Below are 25,090 nucleotides of genomic sequence, written 5' to 3' on the forward strand. Positions count from 1 at the left end.
CTTTAATCATGAATCTGCAATTGTTTTACAGTTGCAGATTTTTTATTTTCCGACTTTCCTCACCACCGGTAAAATCTCATTTTTTTCTAAAGCGAAACGTTTGACTTCCTCGTCTGATAATTTTTGCGAAAGATTTACTTTTTCTACTTCAAATCCAGCGTTTTCAAGCGTTCGATAATAATCCATTCCATAAACACGAACGTGATCATATTGCCCGAATTTTTCAATCCGTTCTTTTCGGTCGGTAATCGTCGGATCTTCAAAAGTTTTGTCCAATTGATAACGAATCGGAACCTGGAAAATTCCCCAACCGCCCGGTTTCATCACGCGGAATAATTCCGACAAAGCTTTTTGATCATCTTCCACATGTTCCAAAACATGGTTGCAAAAAATCACATCAAAAGAATTTTCCTCAAATGGTAAATCTTGAATATCCGCTTTCACATCGGCAATCGGTGAATCCAAATCACAAGTGGTATAATCCAAATTCTTCATCGCCCGAAATCGTTTGTAGAAAGATTGTTCCGGTGCCATGTGCAAAACTTTTAAATTCGAAGTGAAAAAATCGGTTTCCTTCTGAAGATATAACCACATCAACCGATGTCTTTCCAACGATAAAGTTCCCGGTGAAAGCACATTTTGACGTTGTTTTTCATAACCGTAGGGAAGAAAACTTTTATAATTCTTTCCGTCAATCGGATCGGTAAAATTATCGCCGTGATACATCCAAACCAAAATAGGTCTTGCCCAAATGCTCAGCCGAATGAGCCATGGACGCGGAATGATATTGATGATTTTTTTAAAGATGGATTTCAAATTTTTCCAGAATTTTCGGAACAAAGATAATCAACCCCGAAATAATCGCGCCGATGGATGCCACAAAAGTCGCACCGGCCGCAATGTCTTTTACATGCTTGATTTGTTCGTCATGTTCGAGTGTTATGCGATCCGATAATTTTTCAATTGCGGTGTTCAGGTATTCAGAAGTTCCGATAATGGACATCCAAAGGATAATGATTAATAATTCGGTTTTTGAAACTTTCATCCAAATTGAAAACACCAAAGTCAGAACGGCAATGCCAAACCAGATCTGAACGTTTCTTTCCGTTCGAAGTGCATAAAACAATCCGTTTAAGGCAAATCTGATCGAACGGAAATAACGGAACATTTAGGCGTATGTTTTATAAAGAAAAGGTGCTTCTTCGTCAGATTCGATGCCCAATGCTTCATAGATAAATTGATAAGTGGAAAGCAGAGTAGGTTTTCCATCGATGATTGCGGCATCATGTTCGAAATGCGCGGAAACTTTGTTGTCCCGGGTTGTTACGGTCCATCCGTCTTTATGAAAACGAACTTTATCGGTTCCCAAATTGATCATCGGTTCGATTGCAAGTGTAATTCCTTCTTTCAACACTTTTCCGGTTCCTTTTCGACCATAATTTGGCACCTGAGGATCTTCGTGCATCGTTCTTCCGACACCATGTCCGACCAATTCCTTTACCACACCGTAACCTTCTTTTTCACAATAGGTTTGAATGGCATTTGAAATGTCACCTACACGATTTCCGGGCAGCATTTGCTCAATTCCTTTGTACAAAGATTCTTTGGTGATTTTTAATAATTTTTTGATTTCGGGAGCGACCTCGCCGATTTCAAATGTATAAGCATGATCCCCTACAAATCCATTCATGAAAACACCACAATCTACAGAAAGTACATCTCCTTCTTCCAGATAATCTTCATTTGGAAAACCATGTACGACTTGTTCATTGGGCGAAATACAAAGCGAATAAGGAAATCCTCCATAACCCAAAAATGCCGGTTCGGCTCCATGATCTTTGATGAATTCATGGGCGAGTTTGTCCAGCTTTATCGTTTGGATGCCGGGTTTGATTTCTTTGGCCAACATACCCAGTGTTTTGGAAACCAATTGGGCGCTTTGGCGCATTAATTCTAATTCTTCTTTGTTTTTATAATGAATCATAATCTAAAAAATCCTCGTTTTTTCTTTTTTCTTTCTTTCGTTCTTCCATGTTCACCTATGGTAAATTCAATTCGTTTTTCAATGATTTGAACGACTTCACCCCAACCCGGAAAACCACCTAAATTTCTGTCGTCAATAAATACATCGGCATGAATTTTCCTGCTTTGTTTCTCCATTTCGTAGGTTTCTTCTTCAAAACTGGAGTTGACTGCATAAAATTCAATTCCGTTTTCACGACAAAATTCAACCGCTTCTTCCAGTGCTTTTCCGTGGCGATACGTCCAAAGAACCAATCGGTGTCCCTGGGCTTGTAATTGTTTGAGAGAATCAAATGCAAAAAGCATAGGTTTCCCTATTTTTGGATAGGCATCTTCTACGATGGTGCCGTCAAAATCCACTGCAATTATGTAACTTTTCATCTTATCTTTTTCATTTGTCTGAAAAGAGTTGCAAAGGTATTAATTATTTCGCAGTAATACATTTCCGGTCATTTCTTCCGGAATGCCAACGCCCATTAAATTCAAAATGGTGGGCGCAATATCACCCAGTTTTCCATTGGTTATTTCAAATTTTCTTTCGTTTTGAACCAAAATAACCGGAACCAAATTCGTGCTGTGTTGGGTATTGGGACTTCCATCCGGATTGATCATGATATCTGCATTTCCGTGGTCTGCCAAAATAATCACCGAATAATCATTTTCCAATGCGGTTTTCACGATGGATTCCGCGCATTGATCTACGGTTTCTGCAGCTTTAACAGCGGCTTGAAAAACGCCCGTGTGCCCGACCATGTCAGTATTGGCAAAATTTAGACAAATAAAATCGGCTGATTGGTTTTGGATTTCGGGAATGATGTTTTTTGTGATTTCGTAAGCGGACATTTCCGGTTTTAAATCATAAGTCGGAACTTCTTTGGGCGAGGGGCAGAGAATTCGTTTTTCCCCTTCAAAAGGTTTTTCGCGTCCACCGGAAAAGAAAAATGTAACGTGCGGATATTTTTCTGTTTCGGCAATCCGAATCTGAGTTTTTCCGGCTTTTTCCAAAACTTCTCCCAACGTATTGGGGATTTCATTTTCATCATAAACGACCTGAATGCCTTTGAAAGTTTTATCATAATTGGTCAACGTGATATATCGCAAGGACAACTTCCGCATTCCAAATTCAGGAAAGTCATTTTGGGTCAGAACTTCTGTAATTTCGCGTCCGCGATCTGTTCGGAAATTAAAATTAATCACCACATCTCCTTCTTCAATCAAACCGTTTTTATCCAGAATAATTGGATTTAAAAATTCGTCGGTGATGCCTTCTTCATAAGATTCTTCAATCGATTTGATCGGATCAATAGTGTTTTTTCCAACTCCTTTGACCAATAAATCATAGGCCAATTTTACTCTTTCCCAGCGTTTGTCGCGATCCATGGCATAATACCGGCCAATGATAGAAGCCAGTTTTCCGGTGCTGTGCTGCATATGTTCCTGCAATTCGCTGATGAATTTTTTTCCGCTGTGCGGATCGCAATCCCGACCGTCAGTAAAAGCATGAACATAAACATTTTCCTTTAATCCGTATTCGGAAGCGGCTTCCAATAAACCGTACAAATGGTTGATATGGGAATGAACACCGCCGTTGGAAGTGAGCCCGATGAAATGTACTTTTTTATTGTTATCACGCGCAAATTGGAATTGTGAATTTAAAACATTTTCTTTCAGAAAAGATTTGTCCTGAACGGCCATATTAATCCGAACCAAATTCTGATAAACCACGCGTCCTGCTCCTAAATTCATATGCCCGACTTCGGAATTTCCCATTTGTCCTTCGGGCAGCCCTACATCCAGGCCATAAGTGATAAGCGTCGCATTTGGATAATTTCTGAAACAAGAATCGATAAACGGGGTTTTGGCTGCTGCAATAGCTGAAACATTGGGATCGGGATTGATTCCCCATCCGTCCAAAATCATCAGCATGACTTTTTGGTTCATTTATTAATTTTTTCTTCTATTAAAGATTATAAATTTCTCCCCAATGGGGGAGGTTAGGAGGGTTAATTCGCAATATCATTAATGAATTTAATTCGCATCAATCTTAATTCTTCTTCATCATAATCATCCCCGAATTCTTTCAGAAGATTGGACATGGAGTCGTTTTCTGCTTCCATCAGGAAATCATGAATTTCTTCCTGCTGATCTTCATCGAGAATATCATTTATATAATAGGTAATATCCAATTTGGTTCCTTGGTAAACGATGCTTTCCATTTCGGATAATAAATCGTCCATGGACAAACTTTTTGCGTCTGCCATATCTTCCAGATCCAGTTTCCGATCTACACTCTGAATGATGTAAACTTTGTGGCTTGACTTATCGGCAACACCTTTGAAAATCATTTCATCGGGGCGTTCAATGTCATTTTCTTCTACGTAATTCGCGATGAATTCAACAAATGGTTTCCCGAATTTATTGGCTTTTCCTTCGCCCACACCAAAAACATTGGTCAGTTCTTTAATCGTGGTCGGATATTGCATTGTCATATCGTCCAAACTTGGATCCTGAAAAACTGCAAAGGGCGGAATTCCGTGTTGTTTGGCGATTTTTTTCCTTAGATCTTTCAGGTGTTTCAATAAAGTGTCGTCAAAAGCGGTAGGCGCTTGCTGAGCCGGTTCGGACGAAGCTTCGGATAATAACTTTTTCAAATCTACATCCTCTGCAATCAGGAATTCTTCCGGTTTTTTGAGGAATTTGTTTGCTTTTTCAGTTAGTTTAATGATTCCGTAAGTTTCGATTTCTTTTTCTAGGTAATCCCGCACAATCAACTGACGAATGATACTTTTCCAGTAATAATCCTCGTGGTCTTTTCCTTTTCCGAAGAAACCTTCTGATTGTAAGTTATAAGATTTGGTAATGGAGCTTTCTTTGCCCGTCAGTATATTTACCAAATCGTTAAGTTTTAAAATTTCTTTGGTTTTCAGAACGACTTCCAGTACGAGTTTCGCATCGTCTCTTACGTCAATCATCTTTTTCGGATTGCGCATATTATCGTCCATATTGGCGCCCAATCCATTGATTTCGTCAAATTCTTCTCCGAAATAATGAAGAAGGAATTTTCTTCTTGACATAGACGTTTCGGCATAAGCCACTACTTCTCCCAGAAGCTGCAATCCTACTTCTCGTTCCGCAACTGGTTTGGCTGCAAGGAATTTCTCGAGCTTTTCAATGTCTTTGTAATCATAGAATGCGAGGCAATATCCTTCGCCCCCATCACGTCCTGCGCGACCGGTTTCCTGGTAATAGCTTTCCAAACTTTTCGGCATATCGTAATGAATGACAAAACGAACATCGGGTTTGTCAATTCCCATTCCGAACGCAATGGTTGCGACTACAACATCGGCTTCTTCCATCAAAAACATATCCTGATGTTTTGAACGGGTTTTGGTGTCGAGTCCGGCGTGATAAGGAATGGCTTTTATTCCGTTTACCTGTAGCAATTGAGCGAAATCTTCTACTTTTTTTCGACTCAGGCAATATATAACGCCTGATTTGCCTGCATATTTGTGAATGAATTTCACGATTTCTTTGTCCTGATTAATTTTTGGACGTACCTCATAAAAAAGATTCGGGCGGTTGAACGAAGCTTTGAAAACCTTTGCATTTTGCATTCCCAAAGTTTTTTGAATGTCTTCCTGAACTTTCGGGGTTGCTGTAGCGGTAAGTGCAATTACAGGTGCATCACCTATTTTGTTAATGATGTTTTTCAGATTTCGGTATTCGGGTCGGAAGTCATGACCCCATTCAGAAATACAGTGAGCTTCGTCAATGGCGAAAAATGAAATTTTCACCGTTTTGAAAAAGTCGGTGTATTCATCTTTGGTAAGGGATTCCGGCGCGACATACAGCATTTTTGTAGTGCCGTTTCGTATATCGTCCATCACCTTTTTGGTCTGGGTTTTATTGAGAGACGAATTCAATACATGCGCTACGTCGTTGTCCGAAGAAATACCTCGCACTGCATCTACTTGATTTTTCATTAAAGCAATCAAAGGAGAAACGATGATTGCTACTCCGTCTGATATCAAAGCAGGTAACTGATAACAAAGTGATTTTCCACCACCTGTTGGCATCAATACAAACACATCCTCTCCTGCCAGAAGGCTTTTTATGATCTCTTCCTGTTCGCCTTTAAATTGGCTGAAGCCAAAATGTTTTTTTAAATGGGAAGATAATTCTGTTAAACTACTCATCTTAACAAAAAGACTATTTATAAATTTTTTCTACTTTTCAAAGTTCCTATATTTGACCAATCAATTCAAAAGAATTGAAAAACCAGTTTTTATGGTCGAATGACCTAAGATACAAATAAAAATATTACACGCAAAATCTTTTAGATTTGAAAAATCAAGACATTATAGAAACAGCCAAAGTAGTTTTTCTAGACGAAATTACAGAACTTTCCCGTATTGCTCAAAATTTAGGAGATGAGTTTGCTCAGTCCGTCAAAATTCTTGATGAGGTAAAAGGAAAGGTGGTAGTTGTGGGCATAGGGAAAAGTGCTCATATTGCCAATAAAATGGTCGCTACTTTTAATTCAACCGGAACAAAAAGTCAGTTTTTGCATGCGGCGGAAGCTATTCATGGTGATCTGGGGCTTCTGGATAAAGAAGATGTGGTAATTTGTGTTTCCAAAAGTGGAAACAGTCAGGAAATTAAAGATTTGGCACCGATTCTTAAAAAAAATGCTTCAGCATTGATTGCAATGACGGGAAATACAGAATCGGACTTGGCAAAGCATGCCGACTTAATCCTGAATTTAACAATTAGTCGAGAGGCTTGTCCTAACAATCTTGCCCCAACTTCCAGTACAACAGCTCAATTGGTAATGGGCGACGCACTTGCAGTGGCACTCATGAAAATGAAAAACTTCACAAGTGAGAATTTTGCGCAATTTCATCCGGGAGGAGCTCTGGGTAAAAGACTTCTTTGGAGTGTAGAAGATGTGATGGATACCTATCAGCGACCTTTTGTAAATCCGCATTCGTCAGTTTATGAAGTGATAGATTCGCTTACTTCAGGACGAAATGGTATCACAGTAGTTTTGGATGATGAAAGAATTCTGGGTGTGATTACGGACGGAGACTTACGTAGAATGCTTCAGAAACACAAGGAATATCAGCACCTTAAGGCAATTGATATGCTGACGGCCAATCCAAAAATGGTTTATAAAGACGAAAAGGCGGTAGATGCCTTCTATAAATTAAGAGATTACAACATAGGTCAGCTGTTGGTAATTGACCGGAATAATAAATATTTCGGGATTTTGGATCTACATGCTTTAATCAAACACGGAATAGAAGCATAATGGCAGAGCAGAAAGAAGAAAGAGAAATGTCCTTTTTGGGGCATATTTTTGAGTTAAGAGGGCATTTAATAAGATCTTTTATTGCTATTTTGGTGGGAGCGGTTTTATGTGCTGTTTTTTGGAATTATATTACCGATAATTTTATCATGGCGCCTTTGAAATCTGATTTTTTTACGTATCAGCTTTTAAATTCACTTGCAGATTCGCTCGGGCTCGATCCAATTTATGCGGAATCGTTTAATTATACAAAAGAACTGAAAAATCTGGATCCGTCGGGGCAGATTACTTCGCAGATTTATACTATTTTACTTTGCGGATTAATTGTCGCAGTGCCGTATGTGGTCTGGGAAATCTGGCGATTCATTAAACCCGGTTTGACTGAAAACGAAAGAAAACATGCCAATGGAACTGTTTTGGCCGTTACCCTTTTCTTTCTCATTGGAATTCTTTTTAGCTATTTTTTCATGCTGCCTTTTTCGGTTCAGTTTCTTTATTCATATAACCCTTTTGGAATTTCAAACGAATGGCGTTTGTCCGGTTATACGTCTATGTTTGTTCAGACCCTATTAGGCATGGGGCTTGTGTTTCTATTTCCGATATTTGCTTATTTCCTGGCGAAAGTAGGGATTCTGACACCACATTTTCTTAAAACTTACCGGAAGCATGCATTAGTAGTAATTTTGGTTATCGCAGCAGTGATTACACCTTCCGATGTGATGAGTATGCTGATTGCTGCAATTCCTTTGGTTTTGCTTTATGAATTGAGTATTTATATAACTAAGTATGTATTCAATAAACAAATTCAACAGGAAAAGCGTGATTTAATAAAAAAGTGATAAAAATCTGGTAGATGTTATGCGTGCATAATATATTTTTTTCACTATATTTACGGGCATTTAAAAACTTAAATTATATCAAATGAAAATATTAGTATGTATCAGTAGTGTTCCCGATACTACTGCAAAGATAAATTTCACAGGCGACGGAAAGGCGTTTGATAAAAACGGAGTTCAGTTTGTGATCAATCCGCACGATGAGTTCAGTCTAACCCGTGCAGTTCAGTTACAGGAAACACAAGGTGCAAAACTTACTGTTTTGACAGTGGGTGATGCGACGGTCGAACCTGTAATGAGAAAGGCTTTGGCGATTGGAGCAGACGATGCCATTCGTGTGAATGCTGACGCAAGAGACGGACTTTTTGTGGCAACTCAGATTGCAAAAGTAGCCAAAGAAGGTGGATACGACATCGTTTTGACCGGACGTGAATCCATTGATTACAATGGTGGTGAAGTTCCGGGGTTTGTAGCAGGAATTCTGGATTATGCATTTGTAAACGGATGTGTAGGACTGAAAGTGGAAGGAAATGCGGTGGAAGCCGTTCGTGAAATCGACGGAGGAAAAGAAACCATTTCAGCGCAGTTTCCGGTGGTGATTGCCGGACAAAAAGGTTTGGTGGATGAAACCGAATTGAGAATTCCCAATATGCGTGGGATTATGGCGGCACGTACAAAACCACTAAATGTAGTGGAAGCTGAGCAAACTTCTTCGAAATTGAATGTGGTAGGTTATACAAAACCAGCAGAACGTGGAAATGTAACTTTGATTGACAAAGACAATGTGGGCGAGTTAGTACGACTTTTACACGAAGAAGCAAAGGTTATTTAATCAAATTTTAAACAAAATTTAAAATGGCAATTTTAGTTTACGCAGAATCCGCAGCAGACGGAAAATATAAAAAAGCGGCATTTGAAGCAGTTTCTTATGCCAAATCCATTGCAACCCAATCGGGTGATACTGTAACGGCTGTCGCAATCAACGCAAGTGAATCTTCCGATTCATTATATAAATACGGTGCAGACAAAGTTTTGAAAGTTTCAAACGACGCTTTGAAGAATTTCTCTCCAAATGCTTATGCAAAAGTATTGGCCGATTTAAAGGATGGCGACACCATCGTACTTCCGGCTACAAACGATGCCTCGAGTTTTGCGCCACTTCTGGCGTTGAAAACCGATGCGACTTTGGTAACAAATTTAATTTCAGCTCCTGAAAATGTTTCGCCTTTCACGGCCGAAAGAAGAGCTTTTTCCGGAAAAGGAATTGAAAAAGTTGAAGTCAGTGAAGGTGCAAAAGTTTTGACCGTATTACAAAATGCTTTTGGATTAAAAGAAAACCCAACTTCAGGAACGGAAGAAACAGCCAATGTTTCCGTGAGCGAAGCGGACTCCAAAGTGAAAGTAGTAAAAGTAGAACAAGCTTCTACCGATAAAATCGATTTGAAAGAAGCGGAAATCGTGGTTTCCGGTGGACGTGGATTGAAAGGTCCGGAAAACTGGGGAATGATTGAAGAGTTAGCATCTCTATTGGGCGCAGCAACGGCTTCTTCCAAACCGGTGGCCGACATCGGGTGGAGACCTCACAGTGAACATGTGGGACAAACCGGGAAAGCCATCGCACCGAAATTGTACATTGCCATCGGGATTTCCGGAGCCATTCAGCATTTGGCAGGAGTGAATTCATCCAAAACGATTGTGGTTATCAATTCAGACGCCGAAGCACCTTTCTTCAAAGCAGCCGATTATGGAATTGTGGGCGATGCTTTTGAAGTAGTTCCCAAACTGATTGAAGAAGTAAAGAAGTTCAAAGGAGCTTAACTTGATTTGAAAATTTGAAAATGAGTTGATTTGAAAATTCATTATTAATTAAATCTCAAACCTTCCGGTTTTTATAAATCGGGAGGTTTTTTTGTGAAATATTTTGAATGAATTAGAATAATAGAGAAAAGAAAATAGAGGATAGAGAAGAGAAGTTGGGTATGTATATATTGAAAAGCTGAAGGGTGGAAAGCTGAATGATTTAAGAAAATTGATTTTATTGACTAAAATAATTTCCCTAAATTGTAGATTTTATTAGATTTACAGCCTGATGGAGAATTTGGTGAAACTAAACATAAAAGGCATTTCTTACAGCCAAACCCAAACGGGTGCTTATGCTTTGATTTTAGAGGAAGAATTGGGTCAGCGAAAATTGCCCATCATCATAGGAAGCTTTGAAGCTCAGTCAATTGCGCTGGCGCTTGAAAAGGACATTCGTACACCGCGGCCTTTGACACATGATTTATTTGTTTCGATGGGCAGGGCTTTTCATTTTTTTGTGAAAGGGGTTTTCATTCACAAGCTGGAGGACGGTGTTTTTTATTCAAATATTTTAATGGAAGACAAGGACGGAAGAGAAGAGGAAATTGATTCCAGGACTTCTGATGCCATTGCGTTAGCCATTCGATTTGATGCGCCAATTTATGCTTTGGAAAAAGTGATGGAAAAAGCCGGAATTCATCTGGAAGTGCAGGAAAAAGAAGAAAAAAGCATTGCAAGTGCCATCAGAGAAATTGAAAAAGAAGTCGCCAAACAAGAAAAACGATTTGATTTTTCTTCCAAAACAAAAGAAGAACTTGAAATAGAAATGAAAGAAGCGGTCAAAAATGAGGACTACGAACTGGCTGCACGTCTGCGTGACGAACTGGATAAACGTTAATTAACACTACACTTTATATGTCGATAAATTTACGATTGGTCATTATGAACTTCCTGCAGTTTGCTGTTTGGGGTGCATATCTGACTTCCATGGGGAATTATTTGGGTTCGATCGGTCTGGGACCGAAAATCGGACTTTTTTATGCAATGCAGGGAATTGTTTCGATTTTCATGCCGGCCATACTGGGAATTGTTGCCGATCGCTGGATCCCGGCGCAAAGACTTTTGGGAATCTGCCATGCCATCGCGGCGATTTTCATTATATCAGCCGGATATTATGGAATGAATAAGGGCGCTGAAGCGGAATTCGGGACTTTATTTTCTCTGTATTCGATAAGTGTTGCGTTCTATATGCCCACGATTGCACTTTCGAATTCGGTTGCCTATGGTGTTTTGACCAATAATGGATATGATACAATCAAGGCGTTTCCGCCAATTCGTACATTGGGAACGGTCGGGTTTATTTGCGCGATGCTTTTTGTGAATTTCGCAGGTATGCCTGACGGACAATTTGGATTTAATTTCTCCAATGAAAACAATTTCCCGAGCTTCCAAAACAGTTATGGTCAGTTTTTTGTGTCGGGAGTTTTAGGGCTGACGCTCTTCTTTTATTCGTTTACACTTCCAAAAGTTGCCGTGGATAATTCGGGTGAAAAACGAACTTTGTACGATGCGCTAGGGTTAAAAGCCTTCAGTCTTTTCAAAGATAAAAAAATGGCGATTTTCTTTATCTTTTCTATGTTTTTGGGTGTTTCACTTCAAATTACAAACGGATATGCCAATCCGTTTATCACGAGTTTTAAAGAAATTCCCGAATATGCAAATACTTGGGGGGCTAACAATGCCAATGCTTTGATTTCACTATCACAGGTTTCGGAGACGCTTTGTATTTTGCTGATTCCTTTTTTCCTGAAGAGATTCGGAATTAAAAAAGTAATGTTACTGGCGATGTTTGCGTGGTTCCTGCGTTTTGCACTTTTTGGTGTCGGGAATCCGGGAACGGGTGTTTGGATGTTTGTTTTGTCGATGATCGTGTATGGGATTGCCTTTGATTTCTTCAATGTATCGGGTTCACTTTTTGTGGATAAGGAAACCGATAAAAGTATACGTTCAAGTGCGCAAGGTGTGTTTATGATGATGACCAATGGATTTGGTGCCACAATCGGGATGCTTGCCGCAGGAGAAGTAGTAAATCACTATGTTTATACGCAAACCGATCCAGTTGCTCAATTGGAAGGCTGGACGACTTCTTGGTATATTTTTGCGGTTTATGCATTGATTATCACGATTTTATTTGCGATTGTGTTTAAATACAAGCATAACCCAAATGAAATTAAAACTACACATTAGTCTTTGAATTTTATCAAATAAGTTGTTCAAAATCCGATTACTAAAGAGGAATTTATTAAATTCGTGAGAATAAAAACCTTTAACTATTTATTTTATGGAAAATCAGGACAACATCAAACCGGGCGATGTACAATCACCACCGGAAAATTATTTAGTTTGGGCAATTTTAAGTACAATATTGTGCTGTCTGCCACTTGGAATAGTATCAATTATCAAATCAACCGAGGTAAACAAAAAGTGGGCAGAAGGTGATTACCAAGGGGCTCACAAGGCTTCTGCCGATGCCAAGAAATTTGCAACATGGGCAGCAATCGCAGGATTGGTAATAGCAGTGATTTATGGAATTCTTATGGCTGTAGGCGTTTTAGGCGCAGCCAGTAGTGGTGCTTATGGATATTAAAAAATGAAATATTTCAAAATAGGCCTCATCCTACTTATAGGTGGGGCTTTTTTCTTTTATTTTTACAACTTTGATCCGTCAGATAAATCAGAACCCTTTATCAGTTGTCCATCCAAAACTTTATTGGGACTGAATTGTCCCGGATGCGGTTCTCAGCGGTTGATTCACAATTTACTCCATTTGAATTTCGGAGAAGCTTTCCGATATAATCCCTTGCTGTTTATCCTTTCTCCTTTCGTTCTTTATATTTTAGGAACAATAGTTTCCAATCTGTTTTTCGGAACAAAGATTCGTATGAAAATCCTTTACCAGAACTGGTTTGTGTATTTGCTTTTTGGAACGATTATTTTATATGGAATCCTCCGAAATCTCCCTTGGTATCCGTTTACGCTTTTGGCACCGCCGGCCTAATGTATTCGCTCGTAACGGACAAATGAATATTCAAATAAATGTTTCTCATCTTTCCCGAATTTTTCTCTTGAAGTTTCTTTCCAGACACTAAGATCGATTTCCGGAAACTTCGTATCGCCTTCAAACGAATGATGAACTTCTGTGACTTCTAATGCGTCTGCCCAATCCATCGCTTGTTCGTAAATATTTCCACCGCCAATTATGAAAACTTCAGGATCCAATTCTTTTGCTTTTTCAATGGCTTCTTCCAAAGAATTTGCAGTTAAAACACCATCAGCATTCCAATTTGAATTTCTTGTGATGACAATGTTTGTTCGGTTGGGAAGTGGTTTTCCGATGGACTCAAAGGTTTTTCTGCCCATGATAATCGGATGGCCGGACGTCAGGTTTTTGAAATGTTTTAAATCATTCGGCAAATGCCAAATCAACTGATTTTCATTGCCGATGACGTTGTTTTCCGCTTTGGCGACTATGATGATAAGTTTGAGGTTCAAAGTATTATTTTTTAAGTTTTTATAGAAAATTAAATCAGAGAACGAAATATCATCCTCTGAATTAAACCTTCAAAATTATTTAATTGATTCTTTTGCATCGGACAGAATTTTAATTTGCTCTTCCAAGCTTTTAGAAGGAGCATTCTGATTTGTTTTCACTTTCAAACTGATGGCCTGATCTAATAAATTTCTGAACATCATACCCAGTTGCGGATTGTCTTTTCCGTAATATTTGTGAACTTGTTTGTAAGTTGAAGCTACTTTTTTGGTTGAATTCATATCGTCTGCACTCAAAACCCATTTGAATCCTTCTTCAAGTTTGCCTCCCAAAACAGGATCTTCATATTTGGTAAACAAAAAGAAAGCAACCGATTCAGCAGCGACTTTGAGTTTGGATTTATCGTTGTTGGCAATCCAGGTTGGAAGTAATTCGCCAATTAATTTTGGATTTGTAGCCAAAACCTCGTCTTCAAGTGAAGCAAGTTCAGCAGTTTTGGATGGATCGATTCGCAGGATTCCGGCTGCAGAAGCCGCTTGAACACTGAAAGATTTGGATTTTAATCCATTTTGAAATATTGCCAAATCGGTTTCACCCATTTCGTCTAATTTATTCAAAGCTGCTGCCTGAACCGGAGTTCGTGGATCGGATGCTGCCAATTTTTTCAAAACCGAAATGGTTTTGGACTTGACTTTGGCGTCATTTGCATCCAAGAAATTTATGGTTCGTTCGCGAATTCCTTCGTACGGATCATTCAGTGCAGTGACCAAAGTATTCAGCGCTGTTTCGTTGGTGGATTGAGCGTCTTTCAGTTTTTCAAGAGCCAATAATCTCGAAGTAAATTCGTCTTTTGCCGCTTTGTATTGAGCCGCAAAAGCTTCAAGTGGTTTTGTTTCATTCAAGTCGCATAAGATATCCTGATCGGCATTTGGAATCACTACCTCAGGTGCCTTGGAGGCATCGAACTGAAATGAATTTTCTTTCTTTTTTGCAACCCAAACATGATGTCGTGTCGATTTTCCATCGATTACCACATCAAAAGCAAACGGAAATTCAAATAAATTGCTTTGGGTTTGAACGACGGTAACTTTTACTTTTTTGGAAGAAGAATTGTAATCATAAGCCACATTTAACTGCGGATGCCCGTTGGCAAAATACCATTGGTCAAAAAACCAGTTCAAATCACGTCCGCTTACCGCTTCCATTGCCAGACGGATTTGGACTGCTTCGGCTGTTCCGTATTCGTAATCGTGAAGGTATTTGCTAAGTCCGCCAAAGAAAGCTTCATCGCCGAGGAAACTTCTCAACATGTGTAAAACGCCTTTTCCGCCTTTGTTGTACGAAACGCCGTCAAACATATCTTCGCGGGCATCATAATGAGCACGAACTAAATTTTTATTGAAGTTGGCCGGATCCATTTTATAACCTTGAAGGTCGTCATATCGGTCTTCTTCAGCGCGGTCTTTTCCATATTTGTGTTCGAACCAAAGAAATTCAGAATAATTCGCCAATGATTCGTTTACTGTAAGATTTCCCCAGCTTTCGGTAGTAACCAAATCCCCGAACCAATGGTGAAAAAGTTCGTGAGCAATGGTTCCCTCCCAGCGGTTTTTATCGATTAGCTGACCAGGTTTTTGCTGAACATCTTCTGCAAAAAGCACGGCGGTTGTGTTTTCCATCGCACCGCTTATGTAATCACGACCTGCAATCTGATGGTATTTGTTCCAAGGATATTCGTACTTCAGCAAATCGGAAAAGAAACCGATCATTTCCGGTGTATTTCCGAAAATATCTTTGGCATAAGGCGCATATTCATGTTCGACATAATAGTTCACGTCGATGTTTTTCCATTTGTCTTTCACGATGGCATAATCACCAACGCCTACAAAGAACAAATAAGGCGCATGTTTTTCTTTGAAATTCCAATAATCGGTTCGGGTTCCGTCTGAGTTTTTGGTTTGTTTTTCCAGTTCTCCATTGGAAAGTGTCACGAATTTATCGGGAACAGTCAGGTAAATTTCTTGTGAAGTTTTCTGATTGGGTTTGTCAATTGTCGGGAACCAGCAAGAAGAAGATTCAGTTTCGCCTTGCGTCCAGATCTGCGTCGGTTTGTCAGGATCGGTTCCTTGGGCATTGATGAAATACAATCCCTTTGCATCGGCAATGGCAGCGCTTCCTTCCTGTTTTACTTCGTTGGGACGAGCGGTGTATTTGATGTAAACGGTGTATTCTTGATTTCGTTTGTAGGATTTATCCAGATCGATGAACAATTGCCATTCGTCATTGGTGAAATTCAATTTCTTTTTGGTGTTGCCCGTAACCAATGAAACTTCGTGGATCAGCATGGCTTTGGCATCGAGGATCAATTTATTTGTATCGTAGAAATAAGGCCTTGCGGTAATCCAGGCCTCGCCGTTTACATGTTCTTTTTCCCAGTCAAATTTCAAATCGAGTTTGGTATGAACCAAAGCAGTTAGACGTTCGGCTTCGGCGCGAAAGATTTCCATTTTATTGGATTGATTTTCCCGATAACTCGGGGGAAGAGTTTCTGTAACTTGGGAATAGGCACTGATGGAAATACAAAAAGCAAATGCTATGCTGAATAATTCTTTTCTCATTTTGAACTGAATTTTAACCAAAATTGGTCGAAAGATAAAGAAAAATCTTACTTCGGTTTGTAAATGTGATGTTAAAGATCTTACTGGCCCTATCACGGTTCCGAACCCTGACAGGGCTGATGGTTATTGAAACAGAGCAATCGTATAATCCACCAATTCCATTCCACCGCGTTTGCCATGCCCCGGGATTACGGTTTGGATATCGGGGTATTTTTCTTTGAGTTTTGTGACGGTTTCTGACCAGGCATCTTCATTGGCATCTTCCAAATTTCCTTTTCCGGCGCCGTTTTCTTTGAGTAAACATCCGCCAAATAAAGTTTTTTCGTCAGGATAATAAGCTACGATATTGTCTTTTGTATGGCCTTCTCCAAAATAATTCAGATAAACATTTTTGTTTCTGATATTTAACGTCAATTCTTTCTCAAAACCAATTTGAGGAATGTTTTTTTCTTTATTTTTCAATAAATCAATGGTCAAATGATTGGCATAAGAAGGAACTCCTATTTTATGAAATTCATCCAATCCGCCGACGCAATCGGCATGAAAATGCGTGGCAACCACAGAATTGATTTTTGCATTTAATTTGGCTGAAATAAATTGAATTAATTCGGCAGAACTTTCCGCTTCGGCCGGCGTATCCAAAACAACTGCTTCGTTTTGATGAACCACAATCATCCCGTTGCAACCCACTTTCCCAAAGTCATTGGTTTGTAAATAGGAAATGTGCTGATAAACGTTTTCTGAAAGTTTTTCTATAATCAGGTTTTCGGATTGATAAACTATAATAGAATTCTTATTGACCTGAATTGGTTTCGAACAAGAAAAAATAGTGAAAAGCAATAATAAGAACGAAATTGATTTCATTTATAATTCAAAATTTAAAATAGAAAAAACTAAACCGCCACAGCACCCTTGATATGCGGATGCGGATCATAATTCTCCAAAGTGAAATCCTCAAATTTGAAATCGAAAATATCTTTCACATCGGGATTGATTTTCATCGTTGGAAGCGGTTTCGGGTCGCGCGACAATTGCAATTCGATCTGTTCAAAATGGTTCGAATAAATATGCGCATCCCCAAAAGTATGGATGAAATCACCTTCTTTCAAATCACAAACCTGCGCCATCATTTTCAGTAAAAGCGCATAAGAAGCAATGTTGAAAGGCACACCCAGAAAGATATCGGCACTTCTTTGGTACAATTGCAAGGACAATTTGCCGTCGGCCACATAGAACTGGAAAAAAGCATGACAAGGCGCCAGCGCCATTTGATCCAATTCGCCTACGTTCCAGGCCGAAACGATCATTCGTCTCGAGTCAGGATTGGTTTTGATTTGGTGAATGACTTCTTTGATCTGGTCGATCGTTTCGCCGTTCGGTTTTCCCCAACTTCTCCATTGGTGGCCATAAACCGGACCAAGATTCCCGTTTTCATCAGCCCATTCGTTCCAAATTCGTACGCCGTTATCGGTCAAATATTGAATATTGGTATCGCCTTTTAAAAACCAGATCAATTCATGGATGATGGATTTTAAATGTAATTTTTTGGTGGTGACCATGGGGAATCCGTCCCGCATATCAAATCGCATTTGATATCCGAAAACACTTTTGGTTCCTGTTCCGGTACGGTCTTCCTTCGTAGTTCCGTTTTCCATTACATGTTTGGCCAAATCCAGATATTGCTGCATAATTTCTTCTTTCTTGATTAAAATTCCACGGTAGTGAAGGCAAATTTCGGATAAAATATAGGATTTACCTAATTGAGATATTCACAACTGTTGAAACTTAAACACCTAATGCATCACGTAGTTTTTGTATATCAATGCTTTCAAATTCAGACTTATCGTAAATGGAAGCCAGAACAACATTTGTTTCATGTGTAGAAAGTAGAATTTCATAAGAAATGATGCGTGCACCGCCTTTTTTTCCTTTTCTTTTGGATTTAATGTTGAGTCTTATTTTTCGAAAACCGCCACCTAAATCGTCTGCAAGTGCAAGTTCTTTCCCGAAGTTATCCAAAAGGAATTGTAAATCTTCCTTAAGAGATGGATATTTTTTAGCAATCGGCTTGAGTTCTTTTTTGAAATTATCGTGATATTCAACATTATAATTCATCAATCAAAGATTGTAGAGATTTATTTTTGTTTTTGGTCAATGCTTGCTTTTTAACGCTGGGCAGAATCTGTTTCAGATTGTCCAAATATTCTTTTTCTGTTGTTATCTTATAATCACCATTCTCAGCTTTTTTGAAAACACCAATTGAAAGCAAAAATGCCAAAGTTTTTTCAGCTATTGGATTATCCTTATCGTATTGTAATGTGATTTTGGCCATAAGAATTTGTTTCAAACAAATTTACGAAATAAATTATCTTTCATTTGAAATCAATTATTTAAAATGAATTCGAATTCTAAATTCGTATTTTCGCAGGATGAAAGAAAAAGAATCGGGGATTTTTGGATTGCGACCCGTGATGGAAGCCATCGAAGCGGGTAAAACCATTGATAAATTATTTGTTCAAAAAGGATTGCAGGGCGAAATTTTTTCGGAACTGAGAAAGTTGATTTCCGAATATGAAATTCCGACCCAATATGTTCCGATTGAAAAATTAAACCGATTGACGCGGAAAAACCATCAGGGCGTGTTTGCTTTTCTTTCTCCGATTGAATTTGATTCCATCGAAAATGTATTGCCACAGATTTATGAACAAGGTCGAAATCCTTTTCTTTTGATTTTGGATCGCGTCAGCGACGTCCGAAATTTCGGTGCGATTGCACGAACGGCCGAATGCGTAGGTGTGGACGCCATCATCATTCCGCAAAAAGGCTCGGCTTCTGTAAATGCCGATGCGGTCAAAACTTCCACCGGCGCTTTGTACAATATTCCGGTTTGTAAAGAACCCAATCTTCGGAAGGTTTTTCAGTATTTGAAACAATCGGGAATTCAGGTTGTTTCAGCTACCGAAAAAGCAAGTGATTTTATTTACGAAGCGGATTATGCGGTTCCCACAGCGATTGTGATGGGAAGCGAAGAAGACGGGATTTCCGATGATCTCATTAAGATTTCAGACCATATTGTGAAATTGCCCATGTTCGGTAAAACCTCATCGCTCAATGTTTCGGTTGCCTGCGGTGTGTTTTTATACGAAGTCGTTCGACAAAGAGCGGAGTTTTAAAGGTCATGCTGAGTTTGTCAAAGCATTAGTTTAGATTAAATAAAATCCGTAATTTCGCATCAGTGAAAAAACCATTTCAGATACTAACCCTTTTATTGGCGATGCTCGTTTTTCTGTCGCCGGTGCTTTCTTTTGCATCGGTTTTGACCGTGGAAGAGCATACTTCTGAAATGAGTTGTTGCGCAATGGATGATTCGGAAGAGTCCCATGATTGCTGCCATTCCGACGAGCCGATGACTGAAAATAAATGTGGTGACAATGGTTGTCCGACCCACGATTGTCATTTGCATCAGGCAAGTTCATTTCACGTTTATATTCCGGTCAATTCTTTTGAAAAGGAAACCGAAATTATTTCTTCCGAAAAATTAAAATCCGATAATTATTCTTCTTTGGCGATCAAAGATTTAAGCTATTCCTTTTGGAATCCTCCCAAGTACATTTCTTGATTTTTGCGAATCTCGAACTTCGATCCCGATAGCTATCGGAACGAACTTCTAAAATTTAATATAAATTTTAATCAAATGAAATGTATAAAAACATCCTATTTATATTCCTGATGACCCTGGGGACAATGCTTTGGTCACAGGAAAAAACAGCTAATTTAAAAGTAAGTGGAAACTGCGGAATGTGCAAAGACCGCATCGAAAACGCCGTCAAAGAAATCCCATCAGCCAACGGAAACTGGGATATGAGCTCTCAAATCTTGACCGTTCAATTTGATGAATCCAAAACCAATCTGGACGAAATTGCCAAGAACATTGCCAAAGTTGGACACGACAATGCGCTTCATCGTGCCGAAGATTCGGTTTATGAAAATCTTCACGGCTGTTGTCTTTACGACCGAATGGAGCCTTCTAATTCAATTCAGATTACCGAAACGATCAAGGTGCGTGGAAATTGTATTTCCTGTAAAAACCGGATTGAAAATGCCGTGAAAACTTTTCCTTCCGCAAATGGAACTTGGGACGTTTTAACCAAGGTTCTGACCTTGATTTATGATCCAAATCAAACTTCCAAAGAAGCGATTATGCGAAAAATTGCGGAAGTTGGGCACGACAACGAACTTTTCACTTCCGAAAATACCATTTATGAAAACCTTCCCGCTTGTTGTCTTTATGACCGTGAAATAGATTGGGAAAATATCGAAAATAGTCCCGGAACTCATTTGCAGGAAAATGGTGTTTCGCATCATGATTTACACGATGGACACGACCATGGATTGGAAGAGGAAGATGATTTAGTGGGGCTCACCGCCGTGACGATTACCGGCAACAAACCGGCACATGCTTTTGATAAAAAAGCGGCCGGATTGATGGAAAACATCAGTGACAGAGAATTGTTGAAAGCAGCTTGCTGTAATTTGTCAGAAAGTTTTGAAACCAATGCCACGGTCGATGTTTCTTATTCGAATGCCGTTTCAGGAACCAAACAATTGAAAATGTTGGGTCTGGATCAGAAGTATATTTTATTGACCAAAGAATTATTGCCCGAAATCCGCGGGATTTCATCGGCTTACGGCATGAATTTCATTCCGGGTCGATGGATTCAAGGAATTCAATTGGTCAAAGGCGGAGGTTCGGTTACGAACGGATACGAAGCCATTGCCGGACACATCAATACCGAATTGTACAAATCACACGACAAAGCCAAAACTTCAATTAACTTTTTTGGCGATACCAATACCCGTTTTGAAGCAAATTTCGTACACAATGATGCGGTAAATGATAAATGGACGCAATCGGTTTTGTTACATGGAAATGCAACTTTGGATCGTCAGGATCACAATGACGACGGATTTATGGATCAACCCATTGGCCGGAACATCAATTTGGGTTATTTGCTGAATTATGAAGATTTGTCAAAGTCCGGTTTGATGGCGCATTTCGGAGTGAATTATGTGAATGATCATCGTTTGGGCGGTCAAATGGATTTTCGTGAAGATTCCGACAAAGGAACCGAAAATACCTATGGAATCGGAGTGGATATTCAGCGATTTCAAGTATGGAACAAAACCGGCTATATTTTTCCGGCAAAGCCTTATCAGAGCATCGGTTGGATGAATCAATTCAATTACAATGAACAAAAATCTTATTTTGGATTGCGGAATTATGATGCCGAACAACGAACTTTTTATTCGAATTTAATTTTTGAAAGCATTTTCAGTAATACCGCGCACAAATACAAAACAGGATTGAGTTTCTTGTATGATCATTACGATGAAATCTATAATCTGACGAATTTCAAACGCGACGAAACCGTTCCGGGAGCGTTTTTCGAATATACTTATTCGGGAGACAAACTCACTGTGGTTGCGGGCGCGAGAGTCGATTTGCATAATCTGGCCGGAACGCAATTTACGCCGAGATTGAATTTGAAATACGACATCACACCGAAAACCATCCTTCGTGCATCGGCCGGAAAAGGATTCCGAACAGCCAATATTTTTGCGGAATCTCAGGCTTATCTGGCTTCCAACCGCCAAATTAAAATTCTCCAAAACGGAGGAGATATTTATGGATTGGATGCGGAAATTGCCTGGAATTATGGAATCAGTTTGCAGCAGGAATTCAGACTATTTGGACGAAAATCTACAGTTGTAGCCGATTTATTCCGTACCGATTTTGAAAATCAGGTTGTGATGGATTTGGACAATTCGCCACAAAGTATTTTGTTTTATAATCTGGATGGAAAATCCTATGCCAATAGTTTTCAGGTTCAATGGGATTTTCAGCCCGTTCGCAGGCTGGAAGCGAGATTGGCATACAAATATTACGATACAAAAACGGATTATTTGTCCGGCTCTAAAGAATTGCCTTTTACACCACAGCACAGAGGTTTTTTCAATTTGGCTTATGGAACAATGAAAAAATCCAACGGTGCACAATGGAATTTTGATACGACATTGCAATGGGTGGGGGAACAGCGTTTGCCCGATACTTCTTCCAATCCGCAAGAATTTCAGATGCCGGAATATGGAGAATCTTATTTCTTGCTGAATGCGCAGGTTTCAAGAAATTTCAATAAAAACATTCGGGTTTATCTGGGAGGTGAAAACCTGACCGGATTTACGCAGGATCATGCCATCATTGATGCGCAAAATCCCTTTGGAAATTATTTCGACGGCGGAATGGTCTATGCACCCGTGATGCCGGCGAGTTTCTACATCGGAGTGGATATTGATTTTTAAAAAGCAACTCTGGATTGTAGAAGAATAATAAGCTCAGTGGCTGAGGTTCTCGAAGCCACAAACCTCCAAAGTTTCAAAACCTTGGAGTTTTTTTTATTGCGTTAATTTCGAATTAACTAAATTTGAATTAAAATCTTAGTTTATGAGATACACAACTATTATCGGAATTTTACTAATCGCCATCGGTTTAGTAGCTTCATTTGTAGGGAAATTTGTCTTTGGAGATTTGATTACCGAGCCTGAATTTGCGCTTGGATTACTTTACGGAGGCGGATTGGGTGTTTTGATTGGCGGATTTTTGGGTTGGTTGTATAAAAAACCTTATGCTTCAAAAACCAATGAAAAATCAAATCCGATCAATAAAGATTCTCAGAATTAATTGTCTTTCGAGTTCTGATTTTTCAGAAATTTCTGGTAATAAAAAGCAGGAATCAAAATCAATAATACCATCGGTTGGATTAAAAACCTTCGGATGTAGAACCCTAAATTTTCTCCGATTGAAAATTCAGATTCAATCATAAATAAATAAAGCGGAAGCAGGATTAGCAGAAATCCCAATAAAACCAAAGCCGTAAATTTCACATATTTCCAACTCCAAAAAAGTAATCCGATGATCCCTAAACTTAAAATGGAATTCAATACATACCGGAATATAATGTGAATGCTTATTCGGACTAAATCATATTCGGGAAATTCTTTATTCAGAAAATCCCCTTTGAAAAAAGCCAGAAAAGGATCATAAAAAAGATTGTCTTCGTATTTTCTGACGAGAATTAATCCGAAAATTAAAACCGCAGCGAGTGTATATCTAATCCACTTGTTCATCGGACTTGTTTCTAAGTTTCAATGCAAAATATTTCACCCAAATAATCCATAAGACGACAATGGTTCCATAGATAATCGCCGGAAAAAGATAATCGTGTGCGATTTTGCCGTATTCTTTATGATAAACAAAAATATAATTAAGCAAAACAATCCGGGCGATGTTCATTATTTTGATGACAATCAATCCGCCCAAAATGTAAAGCGAGGTTTGTTTCCAGGTCGTGGAAAATGCAAAGATAAAAGCAACAAAAATAATCATTACAGAAACCGCATTACAACCTTCGTTGATGTAAGAAAGCCATTCGTTGTTCATTCCGATCCAAACCCAAGGGCGTGTTTTGTCCACAGCTTGGTAAGCATCTAATCCGAGCGAGTTCATCGAGGCAACCGTGCAGTCTGCAACAAATTCACTGTAAGGATCAGGAAGATTGTATTGATGGTATTGGTGCAGGTACAAATTATAAAGAACGACCAAAACGATTCCCGTCACGGCGAATTTGAGTAAAAAAATCAGAACGGGTTTGAATTCTTTCATTGTCTAGATTCTGCGACAAAGTTAATCAGAAATTACCGAACAAAATTTCATAAATTTGTAAGCTTAAAAGGAAGGTATGGAGCGTTTAAGACTTAGAATTGATACGATTTTCAATGCAGATCAGTCGGCAGAAGTAAAATTGCAGAAAGTTTGTCAGTTATTGCACGACGAAGTAGCACATTACAATTGGGTTGGCTTTTATTTCCGAAACGGTGACAAAGAAGAATTGAAATTGGGGCCTTATGTAGGTGCGGAAACCGATCACACCATCATTCCGTTTGGAAAAGGAATCTGCGGACAAGTTGCGGTTTCCAACGAAACTTTTGTCGTTCCGGATGTTTCGGCACAAGATAATTATCTTTCCTGTAGCATTAAAACCAAATCTGAAATCGTGGTTCCCATTTTCAAAAACGGCGAAAACATCGGTCAGATCGACATCGACAGTCACGTGATTGATCCGTTTACCGACACCGATGAAGAATTATTGAATTATGTTTGTGAAAAAGTTTCTGAAATAATTTGATGGACGAAATTCTCAAATATTTTCCCGATTTATCCGAAAAGCAAATTGAGCAGCTTTCAAAACTGAAAGATTTGTATTTTGAATGGAATGAAAAAATCAATGTGATTTCGCGTAAAGACATTGACGAATTGTATGTGAAACACGTTTTACATTCCTTAGCAATTGCCAAAGTGATGAAATTTAAAGACGGAAGCGAAGTTCTGGATGTTGGGACCGGAGGAGGTTTTCCGGGAATTCCATTGGCGATTTTATTTCCCGAAGTGAATTTTCATTTGGTGGATTCTATTCAGAAAAAAATATTAGTCGTTTCAGAAGTCGCAAATGCTTTGGAATTGAAAAATGTGAAAGCCGAAACCCAAAGAGTCGAAAAATTAAAATCAAAATACGATTTCATCGTCAGCCGCGCCGTTACCCAAATGCCGAAATTCGTAGGTTGGGTACGAGGAAAAATAAAAAAGGAAAATATAAATCCGCTTCCCAACGGTATTTTATATCTGAAAGGCGGTGATCTTTCAGAGGAACTAAAAGACTTCAAAACCGCAGAAATTTATCCGATTTCCGAGTTTTTCTCAGAAGATTTCTTCGAGACAAAAAAAGTAGTGTATCTACCCTTGTGAAAAACTTCAAAAATTGTTGAAAACTATTGATTTGAAAAGGGTTTTATGGTCCAAAATCCCTTTAATTTTCGTATCTTTGTTAGGTTAAAAAAGTAA

General features: G+C 39.0%; 28 protein-coding genes. 14 read left to right on the forward strand and 14 right to left on the reverse strand.

Going from position 1 to position 25,090, the window contains the following annotated elements; all coding sequences use genetic code 11:
* Positions 1 to 42: 42 nt before the first annotated feature.
* The 6 genes from WBF63_RS09670 to recQ form a co-directional block, all read right to left on the reverse strand.
* Positions 43 to 816: a class I SAM-dependent methyltransferase gene (locus tag WBF63_RS09670; RefSeq protein ID WP_424369510.1), complete on the reverse strand. Its 774-nt coding sequence runs from the start codon at positions 814 to 816 to the stop codon at positions 43 to 45.
* Complete coding sequence (locus tag WBF63_RS09675; RefSeq protein ID WP_424369511.1) at positions 800 to 1,168, reverse strand: diacylglycerol kinase; 369 nt, start codon at positions 1,166 to 1,168, stop codon at positions 800 to 802. The genes WBF63_RS09670 and WBF63_RS09675 overlap by 17 nt, the downstream gene beginning before the upstream one ends.
* Positions 1,169 to 1,984, reverse strand: a complete 816-nt coding sequence (gene map / locus WBF63_RS09680; RefSeq protein ID WP_424369512.1) for a type I methionyl aminopeptidase — start codon at positions 1,982 to 1,984, stop codon at positions 1,169 to 1,171. It abuts the gene before it with no gap.
* The gene (locus WBF63_RS09685) at positions 1,981 to 2,403 is read right to left on the reverse strand and encodes a BT0820 family HAD-type phosphatase (protein ID WP_424369513.1); all 423 of its coding nucleotides are present in this window, start codon (positions 2,401 to 2,403) and stop codon (positions 1,981 to 1,983) included. Before WBF63_RS09685 ends, map begins: the two co-directional genes overlap by 4 nt.
* 39 nt (positions 2,404 to 2,442) lie before the next feature.
* The gene (gene gpmI / locus WBF63_RS09690; protein WP_424369514.1) at positions 2,443 to 3,963 is read right to left on the reverse strand and encodes a 2,3-bisphosphoglycerate-independent phosphoglycerate mutase; all 1,521 of its coding nucleotides are present in this window, start codon (positions 3,961 to 3,963) and stop codon (positions 2,443 to 2,445) included.
* A gap of 62 nt (positions 3,964 to 4,025) precedes the next feature.
* A complete protein-coding gene (gene recQ, locus WBF63_RS09695) occupies positions 4,026 to 6,218 on the reverse strand; it encodes a DNA helicase RecQ (RefSeq protein ID WP_424369515.1) in 2,193 nt (730 codons plus the stop codon).
* Positions 6,219 to 6,364: 146 nt separating this feature from the next.
* Between recQ and WBF63_RS09700 the strand changes: the two genes are divergently transcribed.
* The 8 genes from WBF63_RS09700 to WBF63_RS09735 all read left to right on the forward strand — a co-directional run bounded on the left by WBF63_RS09700 (position 6,365) and on the right by WBF63_RS09735 (position 13,024).
* The gene (locus WBF63_RS09700) at positions 6,365 to 7,333 is read left to right on the forward strand and encodes a KpsF/GutQ family sugar-phosphate isomerase (RefSeq protein WP_424369516.1); all 969 of its coding nucleotides are present in this window, start codon (positions 6,365 to 6,367) and stop codon (positions 7,331 to 7,333) included.
* The gene (gene tatC / locus WBF63_RS09705; protein ID WP_424369517.1) at positions 7,333 to 8,169 is read left to right on the forward strand and encodes a twin-arginine translocase subunit TatC; all 837 of its coding nucleotides are present in this window, start codon (positions 7,333 to 7,335) and stop codon (positions 8,167 to 8,169) included. The genes WBF63_RS09700 and tatC overlap by 1 nt, the downstream gene beginning before the upstream one ends.
* A gap of 82 nt (positions 8,170 to 8,251) precedes the next feature.
* On the forward strand, positions 8,252 to 8,998 hold the full coding sequence (locus tag WBF63_RS09710; RefSeq protein WP_424369518.1) for an electron transfer flavoprotein subunit beta/FixA family protein: 747 nt from the start codon (positions 8,252 to 8,254) through the stop codon (positions 8,996 to 8,998).
* A 23-nt stretch (positions 8,999 to 9,021) separates the two neighbouring features.
* Positions 9,022 to 9,984 carry an electron transfer flavoprotein subunit alpha/FixB family protein gene (locus WBF63_RS09715; RefSeq protein WP_424369519.1) on the forward strand — a complete coding sequence of 321 codons (963 nt, stop codon included), beginning with the start codon at positions 9,022 to 9,024 and terminating at the stop codon, positions 9,982 to 9,984.
* Positions 9,985 to 10,255: 271 nt separating this feature from the next.
* The gene (locus WBF63_RS09720) at positions 10,256 to 10,864 is read left to right on the forward strand and encodes a bifunctional nuclease domain-containing protein (RefSeq protein WP_424369520.1); all 609 of its coding nucleotides are present in this window, start codon (positions 10,256 to 10,258) and stop codon (positions 10,862 to 10,864) included.
* Between the two features lie 17 nt (positions 10,865 to 10,881).
* A complete protein-coding gene (locus WBF63_RS09725; protein ID WP_424369521.1) occupies positions 10,882 to 12,213 on the forward strand; it encodes an MFS transporter in 1,332 nt (443 codons plus the stop codon).
* Positions 12,214 to 12,307: 94 nt separating this feature from the next.
* Positions 12,308 to 12,613 (forward strand): CD225/dispanin family protein, encoded by a 306-nt coding sequence (locus WBF63_RS09730; RefSeq protein WP_424369522.1) that lies wholly within the window; start codon positions 12,308 to 12,310, stop codon positions 12,611 to 12,613.
* 3 nt (positions 12,614 to 12,616) lie between these two features.
* On the forward strand, positions 12,617 to 13,024 hold the full coding sequence (locus WBF63_RS09735; protein WP_424369523.1) for a DUF2752 domain-containing protein: 408 nt from the start codon (positions 12,617 to 12,619) through the stop codon (positions 13,022 to 13,024).
* On the opposite strand, the gene WBF63_RS09740 is transcribed toward WBF63_RS09735, so the two are convergent.
* From WBF63_RS09740 to WBF63_RS09765, 6 genes are all read right to left on the reverse strand, one after another.
* Positions 13,021 to 13,518 (reverse strand): dihydrofolate reductase, encoded by a 498-nt coding sequence (locus WBF63_RS09740; protein ID WP_424369524.1) that lies wholly within the window; start codon positions 13,516 to 13,518, stop codon positions 13,021 to 13,023. The genes WBF63_RS09735 and WBF63_RS09740 overlap by 4 nt on opposite strands.
* Positions 13,519 to 13,593: 75 nt before the next feature.
* The gene (locus tag WBF63_RS09745; protein ID WP_424369525.1) at positions 13,594 to 16,134 is read right to left on the reverse strand and encodes a M1 family aminopeptidase; all 2,541 of its coding nucleotides are present in this window, start codon (positions 16,132 to 16,134) and stop codon (positions 13,594 to 13,596) included.
* A 123-nt stretch (positions 16,135 to 16,257) separates the two neighbouring features.
* On the reverse strand, positions 16,258 to 16,998 hold the full coding sequence (gene bla, locus WBF63_RS09750) for a subclass B1 metallo-beta-lactamase (protein ID WP_424369526.1): 741 nt from the start codon (positions 16,996 to 16,998) through the stop codon (positions 16,258 to 16,260).
* A gap of 29 nt (positions 16,999 to 17,027) precedes the next feature.
* The gene (locus WBF63_RS09755; RefSeq protein ID WP_424369527.1) at positions 17,028 to 17,822 is read right to left on the reverse strand and encodes a thymidylate synthase; all 795 of its coding nucleotides are present in this window, start codon (positions 17,820 to 17,822) and stop codon (positions 17,028 to 17,030) included.
* A 97-nt stretch (positions 17,823 to 17,919) separates the two neighbouring features.
* Positions 17,920 to 18,249, reverse strand: coding sequence for a toxin (locus tag WBF63_RS09760; protein ID WP_424369528.1), 330 nt, complete (start codon positions 18,247 to 18,249; stop codon positions 17,920 to 17,922).
* Positions 18,239 to 18,466: a hypothetical protein gene (locus WBF63_RS09765; protein WP_424369529.1), complete on the reverse strand. Its 228-nt coding sequence runs from the start codon at positions 18,464 to 18,466 to the stop codon at positions 18,239 to 18,241. Before WBF63_RS09765 ends, WBF63_RS09760 begins: the two co-directional genes overlap by 11 nt.
* A 97-nt stretch (positions 18,467 to 18,563) precedes the next feature.
* Between WBF63_RS09765 and rlmB the strand changes: the two genes are divergently transcribed.
* From rlmB to WBF63_RS09785, 4 genes are all read left to right on the forward strand, one after another.
* Positions 18,564 to 19,307 carry a 23S rRNA (guanosine(2251)-2'-O)-methyltransferase RlmB gene (gene rlmB, locus WBF63_RS09770; protein ID WP_424369530.1) on the forward strand — a complete coding sequence of 248 codons (744 nt, stop codon included), beginning with the start codon at positions 18,564 to 18,566 and terminating at the stop codon, positions 19,305 to 19,307.
* A gap of 62 nt (positions 19,308 to 19,369) precedes the next feature.
* Entirely contained in the window at positions 19,370 to 19,753 is a 384-nt protein-coding gene (locus tag WBF63_RS09775) for a hypothetical protein (RefSeq protein WP_424369531.1), read from the forward strand.
* 80 nt (positions 19,754 to 19,833) lie between these two features.
* Positions 19,834 to 22,494 carry a TonB-dependent receptor domain-containing protein gene (locus WBF63_RS09780; RefSeq protein WP_424369532.1) on the forward strand — a complete coding sequence of 887 codons (2,661 nt, stop codon included), beginning with the start codon at positions 19,834 to 19,836 and terminating at the stop codon, positions 22,492 to 22,494.
* A gap of 142 nt (positions 22,495 to 22,636) precedes the next feature.
* Complete coding sequence (locus WBF63_RS09785) at positions 22,637 to 22,873, forward strand: hypothetical protein (protein ID WP_424369533.1); 237 nt, start codon at positions 22,637 to 22,639, stop codon at positions 22,871 to 22,873.
* Here the strand turns inward: WBF63_RS09785 and WBF63_RS09790 are convergent.
* Positions 22,870 to 23,319, reverse strand: coding sequence for an exosortase F system-associated membrane protein (locus tag WBF63_RS09790; protein ID WP_424369534.1), 450 nt, complete (start codon positions 23,317 to 23,319; stop codon positions 22,870 to 22,872). The two genes, WBF63_RS09785 and WBF63_RS09790, sit on opposite strands and share 4 nt — an antisense overlap.
* A complete protein-coding gene (gene xrtF, locus WBF63_RS09795) occupies positions 23,303 to 23,854 on the reverse strand; it encodes an exosortase family protein XrtF (protein WP_424369535.1) in 552 nt (183 codons plus the stop codon). Before xrtF ends, WBF63_RS09790 begins: the two co-directional genes overlap by 17 nt.
* 76 nt (positions 23,855 to 23,930) lie before the next feature.
* Between xrtF and WBF63_RS09800 the strand changes: the two genes are divergently transcribed.
* Positions 23,931 to 24,377, forward strand: a complete 447-nt coding sequence (locus WBF63_RS09800; RefSeq protein WP_424369536.1) for a GAF domain-containing protein — start codon at positions 23,931 to 23,933, stop codon at positions 24,375 to 24,377.
* A complete protein-coding gene (gene rsmG / locus WBF63_RS09805) occupies positions 24,377 to 24,994 on the forward strand; it encodes a 16S rRNA (guanine(527)-N(7))-methyltransferase RsmG (protein WP_424369537.1) in 618 nt (205 codons plus the stop codon). The genes WBF63_RS09800 and rsmG overlap by 1 nt, the downstream gene beginning before the upstream one ends.
* Positions 24,995 to 25,090: the final 96 nt, after the last annotated feature.

Origin of the sequence: Moheibacter sp. (genome assembly GCF_049672845.1) — a bacterium.
Taxonomy (GTDB): domain Bacteria; phylum Bacteroidota; class Bacteroidia; order Flavobacteriales; family Weeksellaceae; genus Moheibacter.